The 16,233-nt window shown below is 71.5% G+C and carries 14 protein-coding genes; 5 read left to right on the forward strand and 9 right to left on the reverse strand.

Going from position 1 to position 16,233, the window contains the following annotated elements; all coding sequences use genetic code 11:
* Positions 1–180: 180 nt before the first annotated feature.
* Entirely contained in the window at positions 181–3,015 is a 2,835-nt protein-coding gene (locus tag ACSHXC_RS30665; RefSeq protein ID WP_438294663.1) for a penicillin acylase family protein, read from the forward strand.
* Positions 3,016–3,033: 18 nt separating this feature from the next.
* On the opposite strand, the gene ACSHXC_RS30670 is transcribed toward ACSHXC_RS30665, so the two are convergent.
* Together ACSHXC_RS30670 and ACSHXC_RS30675 are read right to left on the reverse strand one after the other, a co-directional pair.
* Positions 3,034–4,347 carry a serine-threonine protein kinase gene (locus ACSHXC_RS30670; RefSeq protein WP_438294664.1) on the reverse strand — a complete coding sequence of 438 codons (1,314 nt, stop codon included), beginning with the start codon at positions 4,345–4,347 and terminating at the stop codon, positions 3,034–3,036.
* A gap of 114 nt (positions 4,348–4,461) precedes the next feature.
* On the reverse strand, positions 4,462–5,685 hold the full coding sequence (locus tag ACSHXC_RS30675; protein WP_438294665.1) for an exo-beta-N-acetylmuramidase NamZ family protein: 1,224 nt from the start codon (positions 5,683–5,685) through the stop codon (positions 4,462–4,464).
* Between the two features lie 581 nt (positions 5,686–6,266).
* On the opposite strand from ACSHXC_RS30675, the gene ACSHXC_RS30680 reads away from it, so the two are divergent.
* The 3 genes from ACSHXC_RS30680 (at position 6,267) to ACSHXC_RS30690 (ending at position 9,359) form a co-directional block, all read left to right on the forward strand.
* The gene (locus ACSHXC_RS30680) at positions 6,267–7,040 is read left to right on the forward strand and encodes an SDR family oxidoreductase (protein WP_438294666.1); all 774 of its coding nucleotides are present in this window, start codon (positions 6,267–6,269) and stop codon (positions 7,038–7,040) included.
* Positions 7,037–8,689, forward strand: a complete 1,653-nt coding sequence (locus tag ACSHXC_RS30685) for a class I adenylate-forming enzyme family protein (RefSeq protein ID WP_438294667.1) — start codon at positions 7,037–7,039, stop codon at positions 8,687–8,689. Before ACSHXC_RS30680 ends, ACSHXC_RS30685 begins: the two co-directional genes overlap by 4 nt.
* Positions 8,690–8,762: 73 nt before the next feature.
* Positions 8,763–9,359: a TetR/AcrR family transcriptional regulator gene (locus ACSHXC_RS30690; protein WP_438294668.1), complete on the forward strand. Its 597-nt coding sequence runs from the start codon at positions 8,763–8,765 to the stop codon at positions 9,357–9,359.
* Between the two features lie 27 nt (positions 9,360–9,386).
* On the opposite strand, the gene ACSHXC_RS30695 is transcribed toward ACSHXC_RS30690, so the two are convergent.
* The 6 genes from ACSHXC_RS30695 to ACSHXC_RS30720 form a co-directional block, all read right to left on the reverse strand.
* Positions 9,387–10,601: an acyl-CoA dehydrogenase family protein gene (locus ACSHXC_RS30695; RefSeq protein WP_438294669.1), complete on the reverse strand. Its 1,215-nt coding sequence runs from the start codon at positions 10,599–10,601 to the stop codon at positions 9,387–9,389.
* 9 nt (positions 10,602–10,610) lie between these two features.
* Positions 10,611–11,633 carry a phosphotransferase family protein gene (locus ACSHXC_RS30700; protein ID WP_438294670.1) on the reverse strand — a complete coding sequence of 341 codons (1,023 nt, stop codon included), beginning with the start codon at positions 11,631–11,633 and terminating at the stop codon, positions 10,611–10,613.
* A 139-nt stretch (positions 11,634–11,772) separates the two neighbouring features.
* Positions 11,773–12,093, reverse strand: coding sequence for a DUF202 domain-containing protein (locus ACSHXC_RS30705; protein ID WP_438294671.1), 321 nt, complete (start codon positions 12,091–12,093; stop codon positions 11,773–11,775).
* Positions 12,093–12,485, reverse strand: coding sequence for a YidH family protein (locus ACSHXC_RS30710; protein ID WP_438294672.1), 393 nt, complete (start codon positions 12,483–12,485; stop codon positions 12,093–12,095). The genes ACSHXC_RS30705 and ACSHXC_RS30710 overlap by 1 nt, the downstream gene beginning before the upstream one ends.
* Before the next feature lie 25 nt (positions 12,486–12,510).
* Positions 12,511–13,026 (reverse strand): NUDIX hydrolase, encoded by a 516-nt coding sequence (locus ACSHXC_RS30715; RefSeq protein WP_438294673.1) that lies wholly within the window; start codon positions 13,024–13,026, stop codon positions 12,511–12,513.
* A 34-nt stretch (positions 13,027–13,060) separates the two neighbouring features.
* The gene (locus tag ACSHXC_RS30720) at positions 13,061–13,957 is read right to left on the reverse strand and encodes a DMT family transporter (RefSeq protein ID WP_438294674.1); all 897 of its coding nucleotides are present in this window, start codon (positions 13,955–13,957) and stop codon (positions 13,061–13,063) included.
* 166 nt (positions 13,958–14,123) lie between these two features.
* On the opposite strand from ACSHXC_RS30720, the gene ACSHXC_RS30725 reads away from it, so the two are divergent.
* Positions 14,124–15,779, forward strand: coding sequence for an FAD-binding dehydrogenase (locus ACSHXC_RS30725; RefSeq protein ID WP_438294675.1), 1,656 nt, complete (start codon positions 14,124–14,126; stop codon positions 15,777–15,779).
* Here ACSHXC_RS30725 and ACSHXC_RS30730 read toward each other — a convergent pair.
* A complete protein-coding gene (locus ACSHXC_RS30730; protein ID WP_438294676.1) occupies positions 15,776–16,216 on the reverse strand; it encodes an ASCH domain-containing protein in 441 nt (146 codons plus the stop codon). The two genes, ACSHXC_RS30725 and ACSHXC_RS30730, sit on opposite strands and share 4 nt — an antisense overlap.
* Positions 16,217–16,233: the final 17 nt, after the last annotated feature.

Genomic DNA, 16,233 nt, shown 5'->3' on the forward strand with positions numbered 1-16,233 from the left:
CGGAAGGAATACGCGTGCCGACGGAGGCCGAAAGGGCACAGCTTCCGGAGCCGTCCCGCCGTGATCGCGGAGCCGGTCGGGCGGGCGTGTGGGGATTCCGAGAAGGTGACGCATGTTCACCTTACGGTGCGGTGTTACCCCAAGTAGCCTCCCGCGCATCGGCCCCCACTAGGAGCGCGCATGCGACGACGCACCGCAAGGCTCACAACAGCCAGGAAACACAGCAGACTTCGACTCGTGACGGGCATCGGGCGCGGCAGAGCCGCCGCCTGCGCCGCCACCGTCATCGCCCTGTCCGCCGCCCTGCTCGGTCCCGCGGTCCCGGCCGGCGCGGCCGAGCCCGCGGACGGCGACCACTGCCAGGGGCAGTGCTCCGACATCCTGCCGCCCGGCGCCAACGGCAACGCCACCCTTGTCGAGATCCTCGGGAACAAGGTGTTCGGGACCCACCCCGCGCACAGCAACGACGAGCTCGGCAAGTACGACGCCCTGGTCGCAGGCCAGTCCTCGCTCACCGACGACAAGCTCAACAGCTTCTTCAACGACGCCTCCTTCGGCGTCCCGAACGGGCAGGCGGAGTCCACGGCCTCGCCCCGCCCCGACGTCACCATCACCCGGGACAAGGCGACGGGCGTGCCGCACATCAAGGGCACCACGCGGTACGGCACCGAGTACGGCGCCGGGTACGCGGCCGGGCAGGACCGGCTCTGGCTCATGGACCTCTTCCGCCACATCGGGCGCGGCGAGCTCACCTCCTTCGCGGGCGGCGCCCTCGCCAACCAGGGACTTGAGCAGGAGTTCTGGCCGCAGGCCCCGTACACCGAGGCCGATCTCCAGGCGCAGGTCGACCGCATCCGCACCACCAACGGGGCCCGCGGCGAGCAGGCCATGGCCGATGCCCAGGCGTACGTCGACGGCATCAACGCCTACGCCAAGCAGTCCAAGGACGGCCGCTACTTCCCCGGTGAGTACGTCCTCACCGGCAAGATCGACTCCATTACGAACGTCGGGGAGATCCAGCCCTTCAAGCTCACCGACCTGATCGCGCTCGCCTCCGTAGTGGGCGGGCTCTTCGGCGGCGGCGGGGGAGGCGAGGTGCAGGCCGCGCTCTCGCTCCAGGCCGCGCAGGCCAAGTACGGCGTGGCCGAGGGCACCAAGGTCTGGGAGTCCTTCCGCGAGCGCAACGACCCCGAGTCCGTGCTCACCGTCCACGACGGCACCAGCTTCCCGTACGCGGGCAAGCCCGCCAACGCCCAGGGCGCCGCCATGCCCGACCCCGGCACGGTCGTCCCCGAACAGCTCGTCTACGACCGCACCGGCTCGGCGAACACCCATGCCAAGGCGGACGTGAAGGTTCCCAAGCAGCTCAAGCCATTGAAGGGCGTGTACGACAACGGCGCGCTGCCCGGCATCGACCTCGGCAAGCCGCGCGGCATGTCCAACGCCCTCGTGGTGTCGGGCTCGCACACCGCCAGCGGCAACCCTGTAGCGGTGTTCGGCCCCCAAACCGGCTATTTCGCGCCACAGTTGCTGATGCTCCAGGAGATCCAGGGCCCCGGCATCAGCGCCCGGGGCGCCTCCTTCGCCGGGGTCGGCATGTATGTCCAGCTCGGCCGCGGCCAGGACTACGCCTGGTCGGCCACCTCGGCGGGCCAGGACATCACCGACACGTACGCGGTCGAGCTCTGCCAGGACGCCACCCACTATCTCTACCGGGGCGTGTGCACCCCGATGGAGAAGCTGGAGAAGGCCAACGCCTGGAAGCCGACGGTCGCCGACAATACGGCGGCCGGTTCCTACCGGATGCAGGTGTGGCGCACCAACTACGGCATCGTCACCGCCCGCGCCACCGTCGGCGGCAAGCCCGTCGCGTACACCTCACTGCGCTCCACCTATCGTCACGACGCCGACTCGATCATCGGCTTCCAGATGATGAACGACCCCACCTACGTCAAGGACGCCAAGACCTTCCAGGAGGCGGCCCAGCACGTCGACTACACCTTCAACTGGTTCTACGCGGACTCCCGCACCGCCGCCTACTACAACAGCGGCCTGAACCCGGCCCGCAATCCGAACGTCGACGCCTCGCTGCCCGTCAAGGCGGAGCAGGCCTATGAGTGGCAGGGCTTCGACCCGGCCGCCAACACGGCGGCCTACACACCGCCCGCCCAGCACCCCCAGTCGATCGGCCAGGACTACTACGTCTCCTGGAACAACAAGCAGGCCAAGGACTACTCCACGGCAGGCTTCGGCGACGGCTCCGTGCACCGCGCCAACCTCCTCGACGACCGCGTGAAGGCGTTGGTCGCCCAGGGCGGCGTCACCCGCTCCTCGCTCACCCGGGCCATGGCCCAGGCCGCCGTCACCGACCTGCGCGGCGAGGACGTGCTGCCCGAGCTCCTCAAGGTGCTGCGCAGTGCGCCGATCACCGACCCCCAACTGGCCACGTCGGTACAGCAGTTGGAGGCCTGGCAGGCCGACGGCGCCCAGCGGCGCGAGACCTCGCAGGGCTCGCACACCTACACCCACCCCGACGCGGTGCGCCTGATGGACGCCTGGTGGCCGCTGCTCGTCGAGGCCGAGTTCCGCCCAGGGCTCGGCGACCCGCTCTACAACGCCCTGACCGCCAACCTCGGCATCGACGAATCGCCCTCGGCCGGGCACGGCCCGACCGGCGCGCACGCCGGGTCCGCCTTCCAGTACGGCTGGTGGAGCTACGCCGACAAGGATCTGCGTACGGTCCTCGGCGAGCCGGTGCAGGGGCCGCTGGCCCGCGCCTACTGCGGCGACGGCAAGCTCGACGCCTGCCGCGACAGCCTGCTCGGCACGCTCAAGCAGGCCGCGGCCAAGACCCCGGCCCAGGTCTACCCGGGTGACGCCGGCTGCGCGGCCGGCGACCAGTGGTGCGCCGACAGCATCGTGCAGCGCCCGCTCGGCGGCATCACCCAGTCCGCGGTCAACTGGCAGAACCGGCCGACCTACCAGCAGGTCGTCGAGTTCCCCAGCCATCGCTAGCGCGTGAACGGCCGCGGGTCAGGTCCTGCCGATCCGGCCCGCGGCCAGCACCACCTGGGCGAGCTCTGGGTGGCAGATGTCGCTGTGCGCACCCGAGGGCGGCCCGCCGTCCTTCACCACCGCGGCCGCGTCCACGCTGACGCAGCCCGAATCCGGCACCCCGTCGCGCAGCGCCTCGGCCAGCGTGAGCGTGGTGCAGGGGCTGACGGCCTGGATGCCGTCGTGGCCGATCGCCCACCACCGCTTGTCCAGGCCGGGCAGTGCGCTCGCGTAGTCCCCGGAAAGGGCGGACGCCAGCGGGTAGATGACGCCGAGCGCGGTGTCCAAGTGCGAGTAGCAGGAGACGACCGGGCCGTCGATCCGGCCCTGCGCGTCGCTCAGCGCGCCCGCTCCCGAGAGGCCGTCGGGCAGGTGCTCGGCGAAGGCGTAGTGCGAGAAGGCCCCTTCGAGCAGCGTCACCGACTTCACGTTGCGCGCGCCCGCGGGCAGCCCCTTCAGCGCGAACGAGACCACGCGCGCGCCCTGGCTGTGGCCGACGAGGTGCACGCGCAACTCGGGCCTTGTGTCGGCCAGTTGACCGATCAGCGGACCGAGGCCGAGCTGCCCCACCTTGCCCGCCCGGCGCTTCATCTCGTAGTAGGTCGTCTGGCGCAGCACTTCCTTCGCGCCGTCCCACAGGTGCTTGAGGGAGCCGCCGATCGAGAACGAGGGCCCGGGCGGTCCCGGCTGCACGTCCATGCCGGTGACGGCGAGCGCGGCCGTGAACTTCTGGCACAGCGCCAGGACGTCATCCGTCAGAATCGCGGGCGAGGCGCCGGGTCCGTCCTCCACCGCCAGATCGCCGACGGCCCCGGCCCCGCTCGTGGCGGCCGTCGTCACCAGCTGCCGGGTCAGCCGCCCGAAGTCGTTGAACGCCTCCTCGGAGTCGGGCTGCCCGGCGAGGTGGGCGGCGATCCGGTCGACGGTCGCGTCCTGGCCGGCGAAGAAGCCCTTGAGCGCCGAGACGGTCTCGTCGTCGAGCCCGGGGCCGGGGGCGTCCGCCGTTGCGTGCGGATAGTTCGGGATGGTCTCGTCGGTGAAGCGGATCGACGGCCAGATCACGCCCCCGTACCCGAGCCGCACCTGGGGCGAGCCCGCGAGCAGCGCGGGAAACGGCGCGAAGAACGCCTGGTACAGACTCCGGGCCGCCGACGGGGTGTTGTTCCAGCCGTGGCAGAACAGCACCAGGTCCGTGGCGTCCACGCCGGTCAGGGCCGTGCGCTCGGCGGGATTCGCGTCGCCGTCCGCGTCGAAGGTGATCTCCTGGTACGGCTCGACTCCGATGTCCGTCATGGCCCGACCTCCGGTCCGCTCGACGATGAGCGCCACCCATCGTCCCGCCGCGCTGCGGAGCTGGCCATATGCGTGACAGGGGAGAGCCTGCGACTCCGGTTCGGCTCACTCGCATCAGTCGTACATCAGGTATTTCCGGCGTACGGTCCGGAACGTCGCGAGCCCCGGCTGCCAGGCGGCGACGACCTCGTCGGTCCCGGCGCCCGCGTCGACCATCGTGCGGACCAGGGCCGAGCCCGTGAGCTTGTCGATCCAGTGGTCCGGACGCCAGGCGAAACCGCGCCAGACCCGCTTGGCGGTCACGAGGAGGGCGACTCCGGTGCGTACGGGATCGAACAACTCCCGCTGGTGTACGTGGAGTTGGACCCCTCCGACGGTCCTCCCCTCGAACTTGGAGAAGGTCGGTGCGAAGTAGGCCTCGCGGAACCGGACGCCGGGCAGGGCGAGTTCATTGAGCGCGGCGGCCCACTTGCCGTCGATTCCCTCCGCGCCGAGCAGCTCGAACGGCCGAGTCGTGCCGCGCCCCTCCGACAGGTTGGTGCCCTCGAAGAGGCAGGTGCCGGCGTAGGCGAGAGCGGTGTCAGGGGTGGGCATGTTGGGGCTGGGCGGCACCCAGGGGAGCCCGGTGTCGTCGAAGAAGGCGGATCGCCGCCACCCGCTCATTTCGACGGTGGTCAACCGCACTTGGCTGTTGAGGAATTGGGCGTTGAAGAGCCTGGCCAGTTCGGCTGCCGTCATCCCGTGTGCCTGCGCGATCGGCCGCCGCCCGACGAAGGTGGCGAACGCCGGGTCGAGGACCGGGCCGTACGCCGCGCGGCCGGTCACCGGGTTGGGGCGGTCGAGGACCACGAAGCGCTTGCCGGCGAGTGCGGCCGCCTCCATGCAGTCGTAGAGGGTCCAGATGTAGGTGTAGAAGCGCGCGCCGACGTCCTGGATGTCGAAGACGATCGTGTCCACGGCGGAGGCGTTGAAGATGTCGGCGAGGGGCTGTCCGCTCTTCGTGTACGTGTCGTACACGGGGAGCCCGGTCGCGGGGTCGGTGGAGCGGCCCTCGGAGCCGCCGGCCTGGGCGGTGCCGCGGAAGCCGTGCTCGGGGCCGAAGACGGCGCTCAGGCGCACGCGGGGGTCGGCGTGCATGACGTCCACGATGTGGCGTACGTCCTGGGTGATGCCGGTGGGGTTGGTGACGAGGCCGACGTTCTGGCCGGCGAGGGGGGCGTAGCCGTCGGCGGCGAGGCGGGCGAAGCCGGTGCGGAGCCGGCGTTCGGCGGGGGCGGGGGTGGTGAGGGGGGCCGTCGCGAGTGTGCCGGCGAGCAGGGCGCGTCTGGACAGGGTCATCCGTACACCTCCGGGTTCGTACGGGCCGTCATGCCCCCGCACGGTAGTGGCCGCCGGGCGCGCGGCAGGGCGGCCACGCCTGGGGCTCCGCCCCAGACCCCGGGATGCCGCACCCCACCCCTTCCCGAAACCCGCCGGGGGTTGTCGTTGGGCTGAGGCCCGGTGGTCGTTCCTGGGGCTCCGCCCCAGACCCCGTTCGCGCCTGAAGGGCGCTCGTCCTCAATCGCCGGACAGGCTGGGAGTGGGCTGACGTCCGTGATCATCGATCGGCCTGGGGCGCCTGCTTGGCCACCCTGCCAAGTCCAGCCCTGCCAAGGGCGCGGGGAACGGCGCGGCAACCGTGCACGGTGCGCGGTCGAAGGGGTTTAGGGGCGCGGGGAACTGTGCGACCGGCCACGTACTGCCCGCAGTCGACAGCGGAGCCGATAGGGGGCGCGGGGAACTGCGCAGCCGCCCCCCCCCCGCAGGGTGAAACACCACGGGGGCCGGGGGCGCAGCCCCAGGGGGATGGGGCCTTCCCAGGGGACATACCGACTGGTTAGTCTGTCGGGGCATTCGGCACCGCAGAGAGGCGGGTCTCCATGAGCACGGGACAGGCGGTCCAGGGCGCCGCAGTGGTCGTCACCGGCGCAGGCGGCGGCATCGGCGCCGCCCTCGCGCGCAGATTCGCGGCGGAGGGCGCCCGGGTCGTCGTCAACGACCTGGACGCGGACAAGGCCCGTAAGACCGCCGAGGAGATCGGTGCGACGGCCGTGCCCGGCGATGCGTCCGCCGTCGTCGGGGACGCCCGCGACGCCCTCGGCGGAACCATCGACATCTACTGCGCCAACGCGGGCCTGGGATCCGGCGGTTCGGAGTCCGCCCCCGAGGACGTATGGGCCGCGGCCTGGGACGTCAACGTGATGGCCCACGTCAGGGCCGCCCGCGAGCTGCTGCCCGACTGGCTGGAGCGTGGTGCCGGGCGGTTCGTGTCCACCGTCTCCGCCGCCGGGCTGCTCACCATGATTGGCGCGGCCCCCTACAGCGTCACCAAGCACGGCGCGCTCGCCTTCGCCGAGTGGCTTTCGCTGACCTACCGCCACCGCGGCATCCAGGTCCACGCGATCTGCCCGCAGGGCGTGCGCACCGACATGCTGGACGCCACCGGATCCGCCGGCGACCTCGTGCTCAAGCCCACCGCCATCGAGCCGGACGACGTCGCGGACGCGCTCTTCGCCGCCATGGCCGACGACCGCTTCCTCGTGCTGCCCCACCCCGAGGTCGCCGACTACTACACCGCCCGCGCCGCCACCCCCGACCGCTGGCTGACCAGCATGAACCACCTTCAGCAGAAGTGGGAGACGAGCGCCGAATGACCTCGATCTACGCGGCCAAGCCCTGGCTCGCCCAGCTCAGCGATGCCCAGCGGGCGGACGTCGCCCCGCCCGAGACGGTGCTGCACTCCTTCCGCGCCGCCGTCGCCCGCGCCCCCGGACGCACCGCGCTCGCCTACTTCGACGGCTGCCTCAGCTACGCCGAGACCGACGCGCTCTCCGACTCTGTGGCCGGCCACCTCGCCGCCCGGGGCCTGGTCCGCGGCGACCGCGTCGCGCTCATGCTGCAGAACACCCCGCACTTCGTGATCGCCCTGCTCGGCGCGTGGAAGGCCGGGGCCACCGTCGTCCCGCTCAACCCCATGTACAAGTCGGGCGAGGTCGCGCACGTACTCAAGGACTCGGACGCCGCCGCGCTCATCTGCTCCGACCGCGCCTGGGAGGACTATCTGCGCGACACCGCCGCCGGCTCACCGGTCCGCATCGCCCTCACCGCCTGCGAGCTCGACCTTCAGACGGAGAATGACCAGAGAGTGCTCGGCTTCGAGCGGGTGCCGGCGCCCGGCGACACCGACGACCTCGTCGGCGTCGCCCGGCAGGGGCTCGACGCTCCCTCCGGGCGGGAACTTTCCGGCGGTGACACGGCGTTGATCAGTTACACGTCAGGCACCAGCGGCACCCCCAAAGGCGCGATGAACACCCATCGCGGCATCACCTACAACGCGGAGAGGCAGCGCACTGGACATCCGATAGCAGAAGGCTCGGGCTACTTCGCGCTCGCGCCGCTCTTCCACATCACCGGCATGGTCTGCGAACTCGCCGCCTGCATCGCCAATGCGGGCACCCTGATCCTGGCCTACCGCTTCCACCCGGGTGTCGTCCTCGACGCCTTCGCCGAACACCGCCCCGCCTATACGGTCGGCCCCTCCACGGCCTTCATGGCGCTCGCGGCCACCCCCGGCGTCACCCGGGAGCACTTCGCGTCCTTCCAGGTCATCTCGTCGGGCGGCGCCCCGCTGCCGCCCGCCCTGGTCGAGAAGTTCCGCGAGGGCTTCGGGCCGTACATCCGCAACGGCTACGGACTGACCGAGTGCACCGCCCCCTGTGCCTCGGTGCCGCCCGAGAAGGAAGCGCCGGTCGACCCCGTCTCCGGGACGCTCTCGGTCGGTGTGCCCGGGCCCGAGACGGTGGTGCGGATCGTCGACCTCGAAGGCAATGAGGTGCCGTTCGGCGAGCAGGGCGAGATCGTGGTGCGCGGGCCGCAGGTCGTGCCCGGCTACTGGCGCCGCCCCGACGCCACCGCCGAGGCGTTCCCCGACGGCGAGCTGCGTACCGGCGACGTCGGGTTCATGGACCGCGACGGCTGGCTCTACGTGGTCGACCGCATGAAGGACATGATCAACGCGTCCGGGTTCAAGGTCTGGCCGCGCGAGGTCGAGGACGTCCTGTACACCCACCCGGCGGTCCGCGAGGCGGCCGTCGTGGGCATCCCCGACGCGTACCGGGGCGAGAGCATCAAGGCGTACGTCAGCCTGCGCCCGGGCGCCGAGGCGGACCCGGCCGAGCTCGCCGCGTACTGCAAGGAGCGGCTCGCCGCCTACAAGTACCCGCGCGAGGTGGAGATCCTGGCGGAGCTTCCCAAGACCACGAGTGGGAAGATCCTCAGGCGGGAACTGCGCACCCAGGCGTAGCTCCCGGCACACACGACCAGCACGGCACGACCAGCACACGGCTTCGCGCACGTACGAGAGAAAGGTGGCGGCGATGGCCAAGGCGACGGACACAAGCGGCACCACCCCCGTCCCCCAGCGGCTGCTCGCCGCCGCCACCCGCCTCTTCGCGGAGAACGGATACGACCGGACCTCCGTGCAGGAGATCGTCGAAGCGGCGGGCGTCACCAAGGGCGCCCTCTACCACTACTTCGGCTCCAAGGAGGACCTCCTCCAGGAGGTGTACGCCCGGGTGCTGCGGCTCCAGCAGGAGCGGCTCGACGCGTTCGCCGACGCGGACGAGCCCATCGAGCAGCGGCTGCGCGAGGCGGCCGCCGACGTGGTGGTGACCACCATCGACAACCTCGACGACGCGGCGATCTTCTTCCGCTCCATGCACCACCTGAGCCCGGAGAAGAACAAGCAGGTCCGGGCCGAGCGCCGCCGCTACCACGAGCGGTTCCGCGCGCTCATCGAAGAGGGGCAGGCCGCCGGGGTGTTCTCCACCACGACCCCGGCCGACCTGGTGGTGGACTACCACTTCGGCTCGGTCCACCACCTGTCCACCTGGTACCGCCCGGACGGCCCGCTCACCGAGCAGCAGGTCGCCGACCACCTGGCCGACCTGCTGCTGCGCGCGCTGCGACCCTGAACCGCCCGGCCGCTACAGGTACTTCTGTCACAGGTACTTCTTCAGTTCGCGGCGGGCCAGCGAGCGCTGGTGGACCTCGTCGGGACCGTCCGCGAGCCTCAACGTCCTTGCCGCGGCCCAGAGTTCGGCCAGCGGGAAGTCCTGGCTGACGCCGCCCGCTCCGTGCAGCTGGACCGCCTTGTCGATGATGTCGACGACCGTGCGCGGGGTGGCGATCTTGATGGCCTGGATCTCGGTGTGCGCCCCGCGGTTGCCCACGGTGTCCATCAGCCAGGCCGTCTTCAGGACGAGCAGCCTGAGCTGCTCGACCGCGACGCGGGCGTCCGCGATCCACTCCTGGACCACGCCCTGCTGGGCGATGGGCTTGCCGAACGCGGTACGGGACACGGCCCTTCGGCACATCAGCTCGATGGCCCGCTCGGCCATGCCGATCAGCCGCATGCAGTGGTGGATCCGGCCCGGCCCGAGCCGCGCCTGGGCGATCGCGAAGCCGCCGCCGGCCTCGCCGACCAGGTTGCTCGCGGGCACCCGGGCGCCGTGGAAGACGACCTCCGCGTGACCGCCGTGGGAGTGGTCCTCGTAGCCGTACACGTGCATGGCGCGGCGGATCTCGACGCCCGGGGTGTCGCGCGGGACCAGGATCATCGACTGCTGGCGGCGCACGTCGGCGCCCGCCGGATCGGTCTTGCCCATCACGATGAAGATCTTGCAGTCCGGGTTCATCGCGCCGGAGATGTACCACTTGCGCCCGGTGATGACGTACTGGTCGCCGTCGCGCTCGATCCGGGTCTCGATGTTGGTGGCGTCGGAGGAGGCCACCTCGGGCTCGGTCATCGCGAACGCCGAGCGGATCTCCCCGGCGAGCAGCGGCTCCAGCCACTGCTTCTTCTGCTCGTCCGAGCCGAACTGGGCGAGGACCTCCATGTTCCCGGTGTCCGGCGCCGCGCAGTTGAGGGCGGTCGGCGCCAGGTGCGGGGAGCGGCCGGTGATTTCGGCCAGCGGGGCGTACTGGAGGTTGGTGAGCCCCGCGCCGTACTCCGCGTCGGGCAGGAACAGGTTCCACAGGCCCTGCCTGCGCGCCTCGGCCTTGAGGTCCGCCACCACCTGCGGGGTGTCCCACGGCGATGCGAGCAGGGCGCGCTGCTCGTCGGCGACCGCCTCGGCGGGGTGGACGTAGTCGTCCATGAAGGCGAGGAGCTTGGTCCGCAGTTCTTCGGTGCGGGCGTCGAATGCGAAGTCCATGAGGGGCGTTCAGCCTTCCTGAAGGGTGGTGAGGCCGTGCTCGATGAAGACCGGGACCAGCTCGCCGATGCGGTCGAAGCCGGCGCCCACGGTCTGGCCGAGGGTGTAGCGGTAGTGGATGCCTTCGAGGATCACGGCGAGCTTGAACCAGGCGAACGCCGTGTACCAGGAGATGGCGGAGGTGTCGCGGCCGGAGCGGGCCGCATAGCGTTCGATCAGCTCGGCGGGGGAGGGGTGGCCGGCCGCGCCGGCGGTGGTGGAGACCGGCGAGTCCGGGACCTCCAGCTTCGCGCTGTACATGACCAGCAGGCCGAGGTCGGTCAACGGGTCGCCCAGTGTGGACATCTCCCAGTCCAGCACCGCCTTGATCCGGTCGTCGTCGCCGATCAGCACGTTGTCGAGGCGGTAGTCGCCGTGGACGACGGCCGGGGCGGGCGAGACGGGAAGGTCACGGCCGAGGGCCGCGTGCAGCTCGTCGATGCCGGCCAGGTCGCGGTTGCGGGAGGCGTCGAGCTGCTTGCCCCAGCGGCGCAGCTGCCGGTCGAGGAAGCCCTCGGGCCGCCCGAAGTCGCCGAGCCCGACGGCCTCGGGGTCCACCGCGTGCAGCTCGACGAGCGTGTCGACCAGCGCGAGCACGGCCGCCCTGGTCCGCTCGGCGCCGAGCGGCGCGAGCTGTTCGGCGGTGCGGTACGGCGTCCCGGCCACGTACTCCATGACGTAGAACGGCGAGCCGAGGACCGACTCGTCCTCGCAGAGCAGCACCGGCTCGGGCACCGGGACGGCCGTGGGGTGCAGGGCGCTGATCACCCGGTGCTCGCGCTTCATGTCGTGCGCGGTGGCGAGCACATGGCCGAGCGGTGGCCGTCGCACGACCCACTGGCCGGCCCCGTCCGTGACGACGTACGTCAGATTGGAGCGGCCCCCCTCGATCAGCCGGGCGCTGAGCGGTCCGCTCACCAGACCCGGCCGCACGCGGTCGAGGCAATCCCGCAGCTGCTCCGGGTCGAGGCCTGGCGGGGGGACTGTGCTCATCTTCGGCACCTCCGGAACGGGGTCGGGCGTCCTGTCCGGAGACACGCTACCGACCAGTCGGTATGCCGTCCAGAGCGGGCCGCTGATTGCGGCGTACCCACGGGAGGCAGGCGGGCCGAGAACAGCCCGGCGGCAGGGGTCAGAACAGTAGGGCGACGGCGAAGCAGGCCAGGGCCACCGTGCAGGCGGCCGTGGCGACCGCGGCGCGCACCCCGAGAACCCGGGGCCGGGCGGAGTCACTCAGGGTCTGGATGCGGCGGTGCGCGACGGCCAGGAACCCGAGCCACACAAGACCGCTGAGCGTCAGCGCGACGAGCCCGAGCGGTGAACTCCCGCTGTGCACCGCCTGTCTGGCGGCGAGCACGGCCGCCACGGTGCAGGACAGCGTGGTACGCCGCCAGGCGAGCCGGGTCCGCTCCGGCTGGAGCCCCGGGTCCCGGGCGGGCACGGGCGAGGGCATCAGCCGGCCCAGCCGAAGACGACGACCACCACCATCACCACGGCGACCACCGCGACGGCGAGGCTCAGGAGTGTGGGGAACCGTGACACCGGCAGGTCCTCGCCGCGCCGCATGGCCCGCTCGCAGCGCACCCAGTGGTTCACCGCCCGCAGCGCGCACAGCACCCCCGCGGCGAGCAGCGTGAGGGCGAGTGCGACGCGTACGCCCCAGCGCAGGTCGGGCAGGAACTGGTCGACCGCGAAACCGCCCCCGACCAGCGCGAGCGAGGTCCTTATCCAGGCCAGGAAGGTGCGCTCGTTGGCGAGCGAGAAGCGGTAGTCGGGGGTCTCGCCCTCCTCGCCGATGCGCTGGGGCGCGAACCACAGCCGCAGGGTCTGCACGATCGTGATCACCCGCCGCACCCTACCCGGCACCCCCTCAGGACAGATCGATGCCCGAGGCGCGCAGCCGCCGCCAGGCCGCCAGGCCGTCCGGCACCCACTCCCACGCCCCGATCCGGCGCTCCAGTTCCGCGAGCGGCAGGAAGTCGTGCCAGGCGACCTCCTCCACCTGCGGATTCACCGGGAACTCGCAGCGGACCTCGTACACGGCCGACCACCAGCTCTGCTCGCCGTTCTCGTAGAGGAACTTGAACAGCGGCACGGGCTGCGGCAGCCCCAAGACGCCGAGCTCTTCCCCGGCCTCGCGCAGCGCCGCGTCGTCGTACGACTCGCCCGCGCCGACCACCCCGCCGACGAACATGTCGTACAGGGAGGGGAAGACGAGCTTCTCCGGCGTGCGGCGGTGCACGAAGATCCGGCCCGCCGCGTCTCTGGCCAGGATGAACACGCAGCGGTGCCGCATGTTCCGGGCGTAGGCGTCGGCGCGCCGGGCCTGCCCGATCACGGTGTCCTGCTCGTCGACGATGTCCAGGATCTCGTCAGCCGGATTCATGGGGCCATGAAACCACCGAAGGGCGCAGTACCTCTCAGTGTGGCTGGAGGTCGCGGGCCTCCTGCTGCGGCGCCGTGCCCGACGGCATCGCCGGGTGCAGCCCGAGCAGCACGATCCCCGTCACGATCGCGGCGAGCCCGGCCGCCTCCCAGGCCAGCGCGCCCGCGTCGGTACGCAGCCGGTCCCCGAGGAAGCCGACCCCGCAGGCGATCCCCGCGAGCGGCTGGGCAGCCGTCAGGGCGGGCAGCGACATCCGCAGCGGGGCCGTCTCGAAGGCGCTCTGGACCAGGACCAGACCGGTCACCCCGAGCGCGATCACTCCGTACGGCTGCCAGCTCGTCATCAGCTCCGGCCAGCCGCCGGCCGACAGACGCTGGCCGCTGATCCGGGTCAGCGCGTCCTGGAGGCCGTACAGCAGGCCCGCGGCGATGGCGAGCATCACCGGGGCCGCGACGCTCAGCCGGTCGTGTTTGGCGAGGCCCGCCAGCATCAGCGCGATCCCGACCACCAGGCCGACGATCAGCCAGTGCCGCAGCGCCCCCGCCTCCGAGACACCGCCGTGCGGCTGACCCGCCACGATGAACGCGGTCACCCCGCCCGCGAGCAGCGCGAGCCCCGCCCAGCCCTGGCGGCCCAGCGGCTGGCGGGTCCAGAGTCTGGACAGCCACATCGCGAAGAACAGATTGGTGGCCACCAGCGGCTCGACCAGCGAGACCTCGCCCCAGCCCAGCGCGAGGGCGCTGAGCACCATGCCCGCCACCATCAGCCCTATCCCGGCCAGCCAGCGCGGCATCCGCACCAGGTCGAGCAGCAGCCGCGGCGACATGAAGTCGCTGAGAGGGGCGTGCTGCGCCGCGTTCTGCTGCAGCACGAAGCCCGAGCCCAGACAACACGCTGCGCTCACGGCGAGGACGAGGACCAGAACCGACACGAGGTGCACCTCAAGTACGGCCGGGGGGCGCTGACTTGGCCGACGATAGCGCCCCGGGGGCGCTGATGCCTCCCGGGTGCCCGCAGCCGGGCGGTTGACGCCGGGTTACTGCCCGCCGAAGATCTGACGCACGGGTAACTTGGCGGACGAGCGGAGTGACGGGCCCATGGCGTACGACGCCGATGTGATCGTGGTCGGGGCGGGGCTCGCGGGCCTGGTGGCCACGGCCGAGCTGGCGGACGCCGGCAAGAAGGTGATCCTGCTCGACCAGGAGCCCGAGCAGTCGCTCGGCGGCCAGGCCCATTGGTCCTTCGGCGGGCTCTTCCTCGTGGACTCGCCTGAGCAGCGCCGCATGCGGATCAAGGACAGCCGGGCGCTCGCGCTGCAGGACTGGTACGGCACGGCGGGCTTCGACCGGGACGAGGACCACTGGCCGCGCAAGTGGGCCGAGGCCTACGTCGACTTCGCGTCCGGCGAGAAGCGGGCGTGGCTGCACGCCCGGGGAGTCCGGTTCTTCCCCGTGGTGGGCTGGGCCGAACGGGGCGGTTACGACGCCAACGGGCATGGCAACTCCGTTCCCCGCTTCCACATCACCTGGGGCACCGGGCCGGGCATCGTGGCCCCGTTCGAGCGGAGGGTGCGGGAGGCCGCCGCCCGGGGGCTTGTTCAGTTCGGGTTCCGGCACCGGGTCACCGGCCTCGGACGCACCGCCGGGGCCGTCGACACCGTGACCGGCGAGATCCTGGAGCCGTCCGGCGCTGCGCGCGGGACCGCGTCCACCCGGACCGTGACCGGTTCCTTCGAGCTTACGGCGCAGGCGGTCATCGTGACCAGCGGCGGCATCGGAGGCAACCACGACCTCGTGAGGTCACAGTGGCCCCAGCGGCTCGGCACCCCGCCCGAGTACATGCTCTCCGGTGTGCCCGCCCATGTCGACGGCCTCATGCTCGGCATCGCGGAGGAGGCGGGCGCCCACCACATCAACCGCGACCGGATGTGGCACTACACCGAGGGCATCCAGAACTGGAACCCGATCTGGGCCCGGCACGGCATCCGCATCCTGCCCGGCCCCTCCTCGCTCTGGCTGGACGCGCGCGGCAACCGGCTGCCCGTGCCGCTCTTCCCCGGCTTCGACACCCTGGGCACGCTCGACCACATCATGAAGACCGGCCACGACTACACGTGGTTCGTGCTCGACCAGAAGATCATCGGCAAGGAGTTCGCGCTGTCGGGCTCCGAGCAGAACCCCGACCTCACCGGCAAGTCCGTACGGGGCGTCATCGGGCGGGCGCGGGCCGACGTGCCGGGCCCGGTGAAGGCGTTCATGGACCACGGCGCCGACTTCGTCGTCGAGAAGGACCTCGCCTCGCTGGTGCGCGGTATGAACGCGCTCACCAAGGAGCCCCTGATCGACGAGGCCGCGCTGCGCCGCGAGATCGTGGCCCGCGACCGCGAGATCGCCAACCCGTTCACCAAGGACCTCCAGGTCACCGCCATCCGAGGGGCGCGCAACTACCTCGGCGACAAGCTCATCCGCACCGCGACCCCGCACCGCATCCTCGACCCGAAGGCCGGCCCGCTGATCGCGGTCAAGCTGCACATCCTGACCCGCAAGTCGCTCGGCGGCCTGGAGACCGACCTCTCCTCCCGCGTGCTCACGGCCGGCGGCGACCCCCTTCCGGGCCTGTATGCGGCGGGGGAGGCGGCCGGCTTCGGCGGCGGAGGCGTCCACGGCTACCGCTCCCTGGAGGGCACGTTCCTGGGCGGCTGCATCTTCTCGGGACGGGCGGCGGGACGGGCGGCGGCGAAGGCGGTGTCCTAGGACCCGCCCGGTGAGTCCACCCGCTCCACCAGCCGGAACCGGGTGGCGATGACCAGGGTCTCGTCGGTGACCTCGAACGACGGGTCGCCGACGGCCTGCAGCATCTCGGGGCTGCGCCAGAACTTCTCGTGGTTGGCGCGCCACCCGGCGAGGGACTCGTCCCCCTCGCCCTCGTCGATCGCGTGCCGGAGGTCGACCTCGGCCAGTGGCAGGACCCGTACGTCGGTCACCTCGATCACGGCGACCGCCTCGCCCGCCGAGTCGATGAGGCGGCTGCGTTCGCCGACGTACGGCAGTGGATCGCCCGCGTGCTCGTAGTCGGCGAGCAGCCCGGTCGTCGAGGTCTTCGCGCCGCTGAGCACCGCCGACACCAGTTGGTCACGCAGGGGACCCGGAAAGGCCAACAGGAATTCGGGCAGGGGCTGTTGTTCGCTCATGGGCTCAGCCTATGCCG

This window comes from Streptomyces sp. HUAS TT7, from assembly GCF_051550175.1.
Lineage (GTDB): Bacteria > Actinomycetota > Actinomycetes > Streptomycetales > Streptomycetaceae > Streptomyces.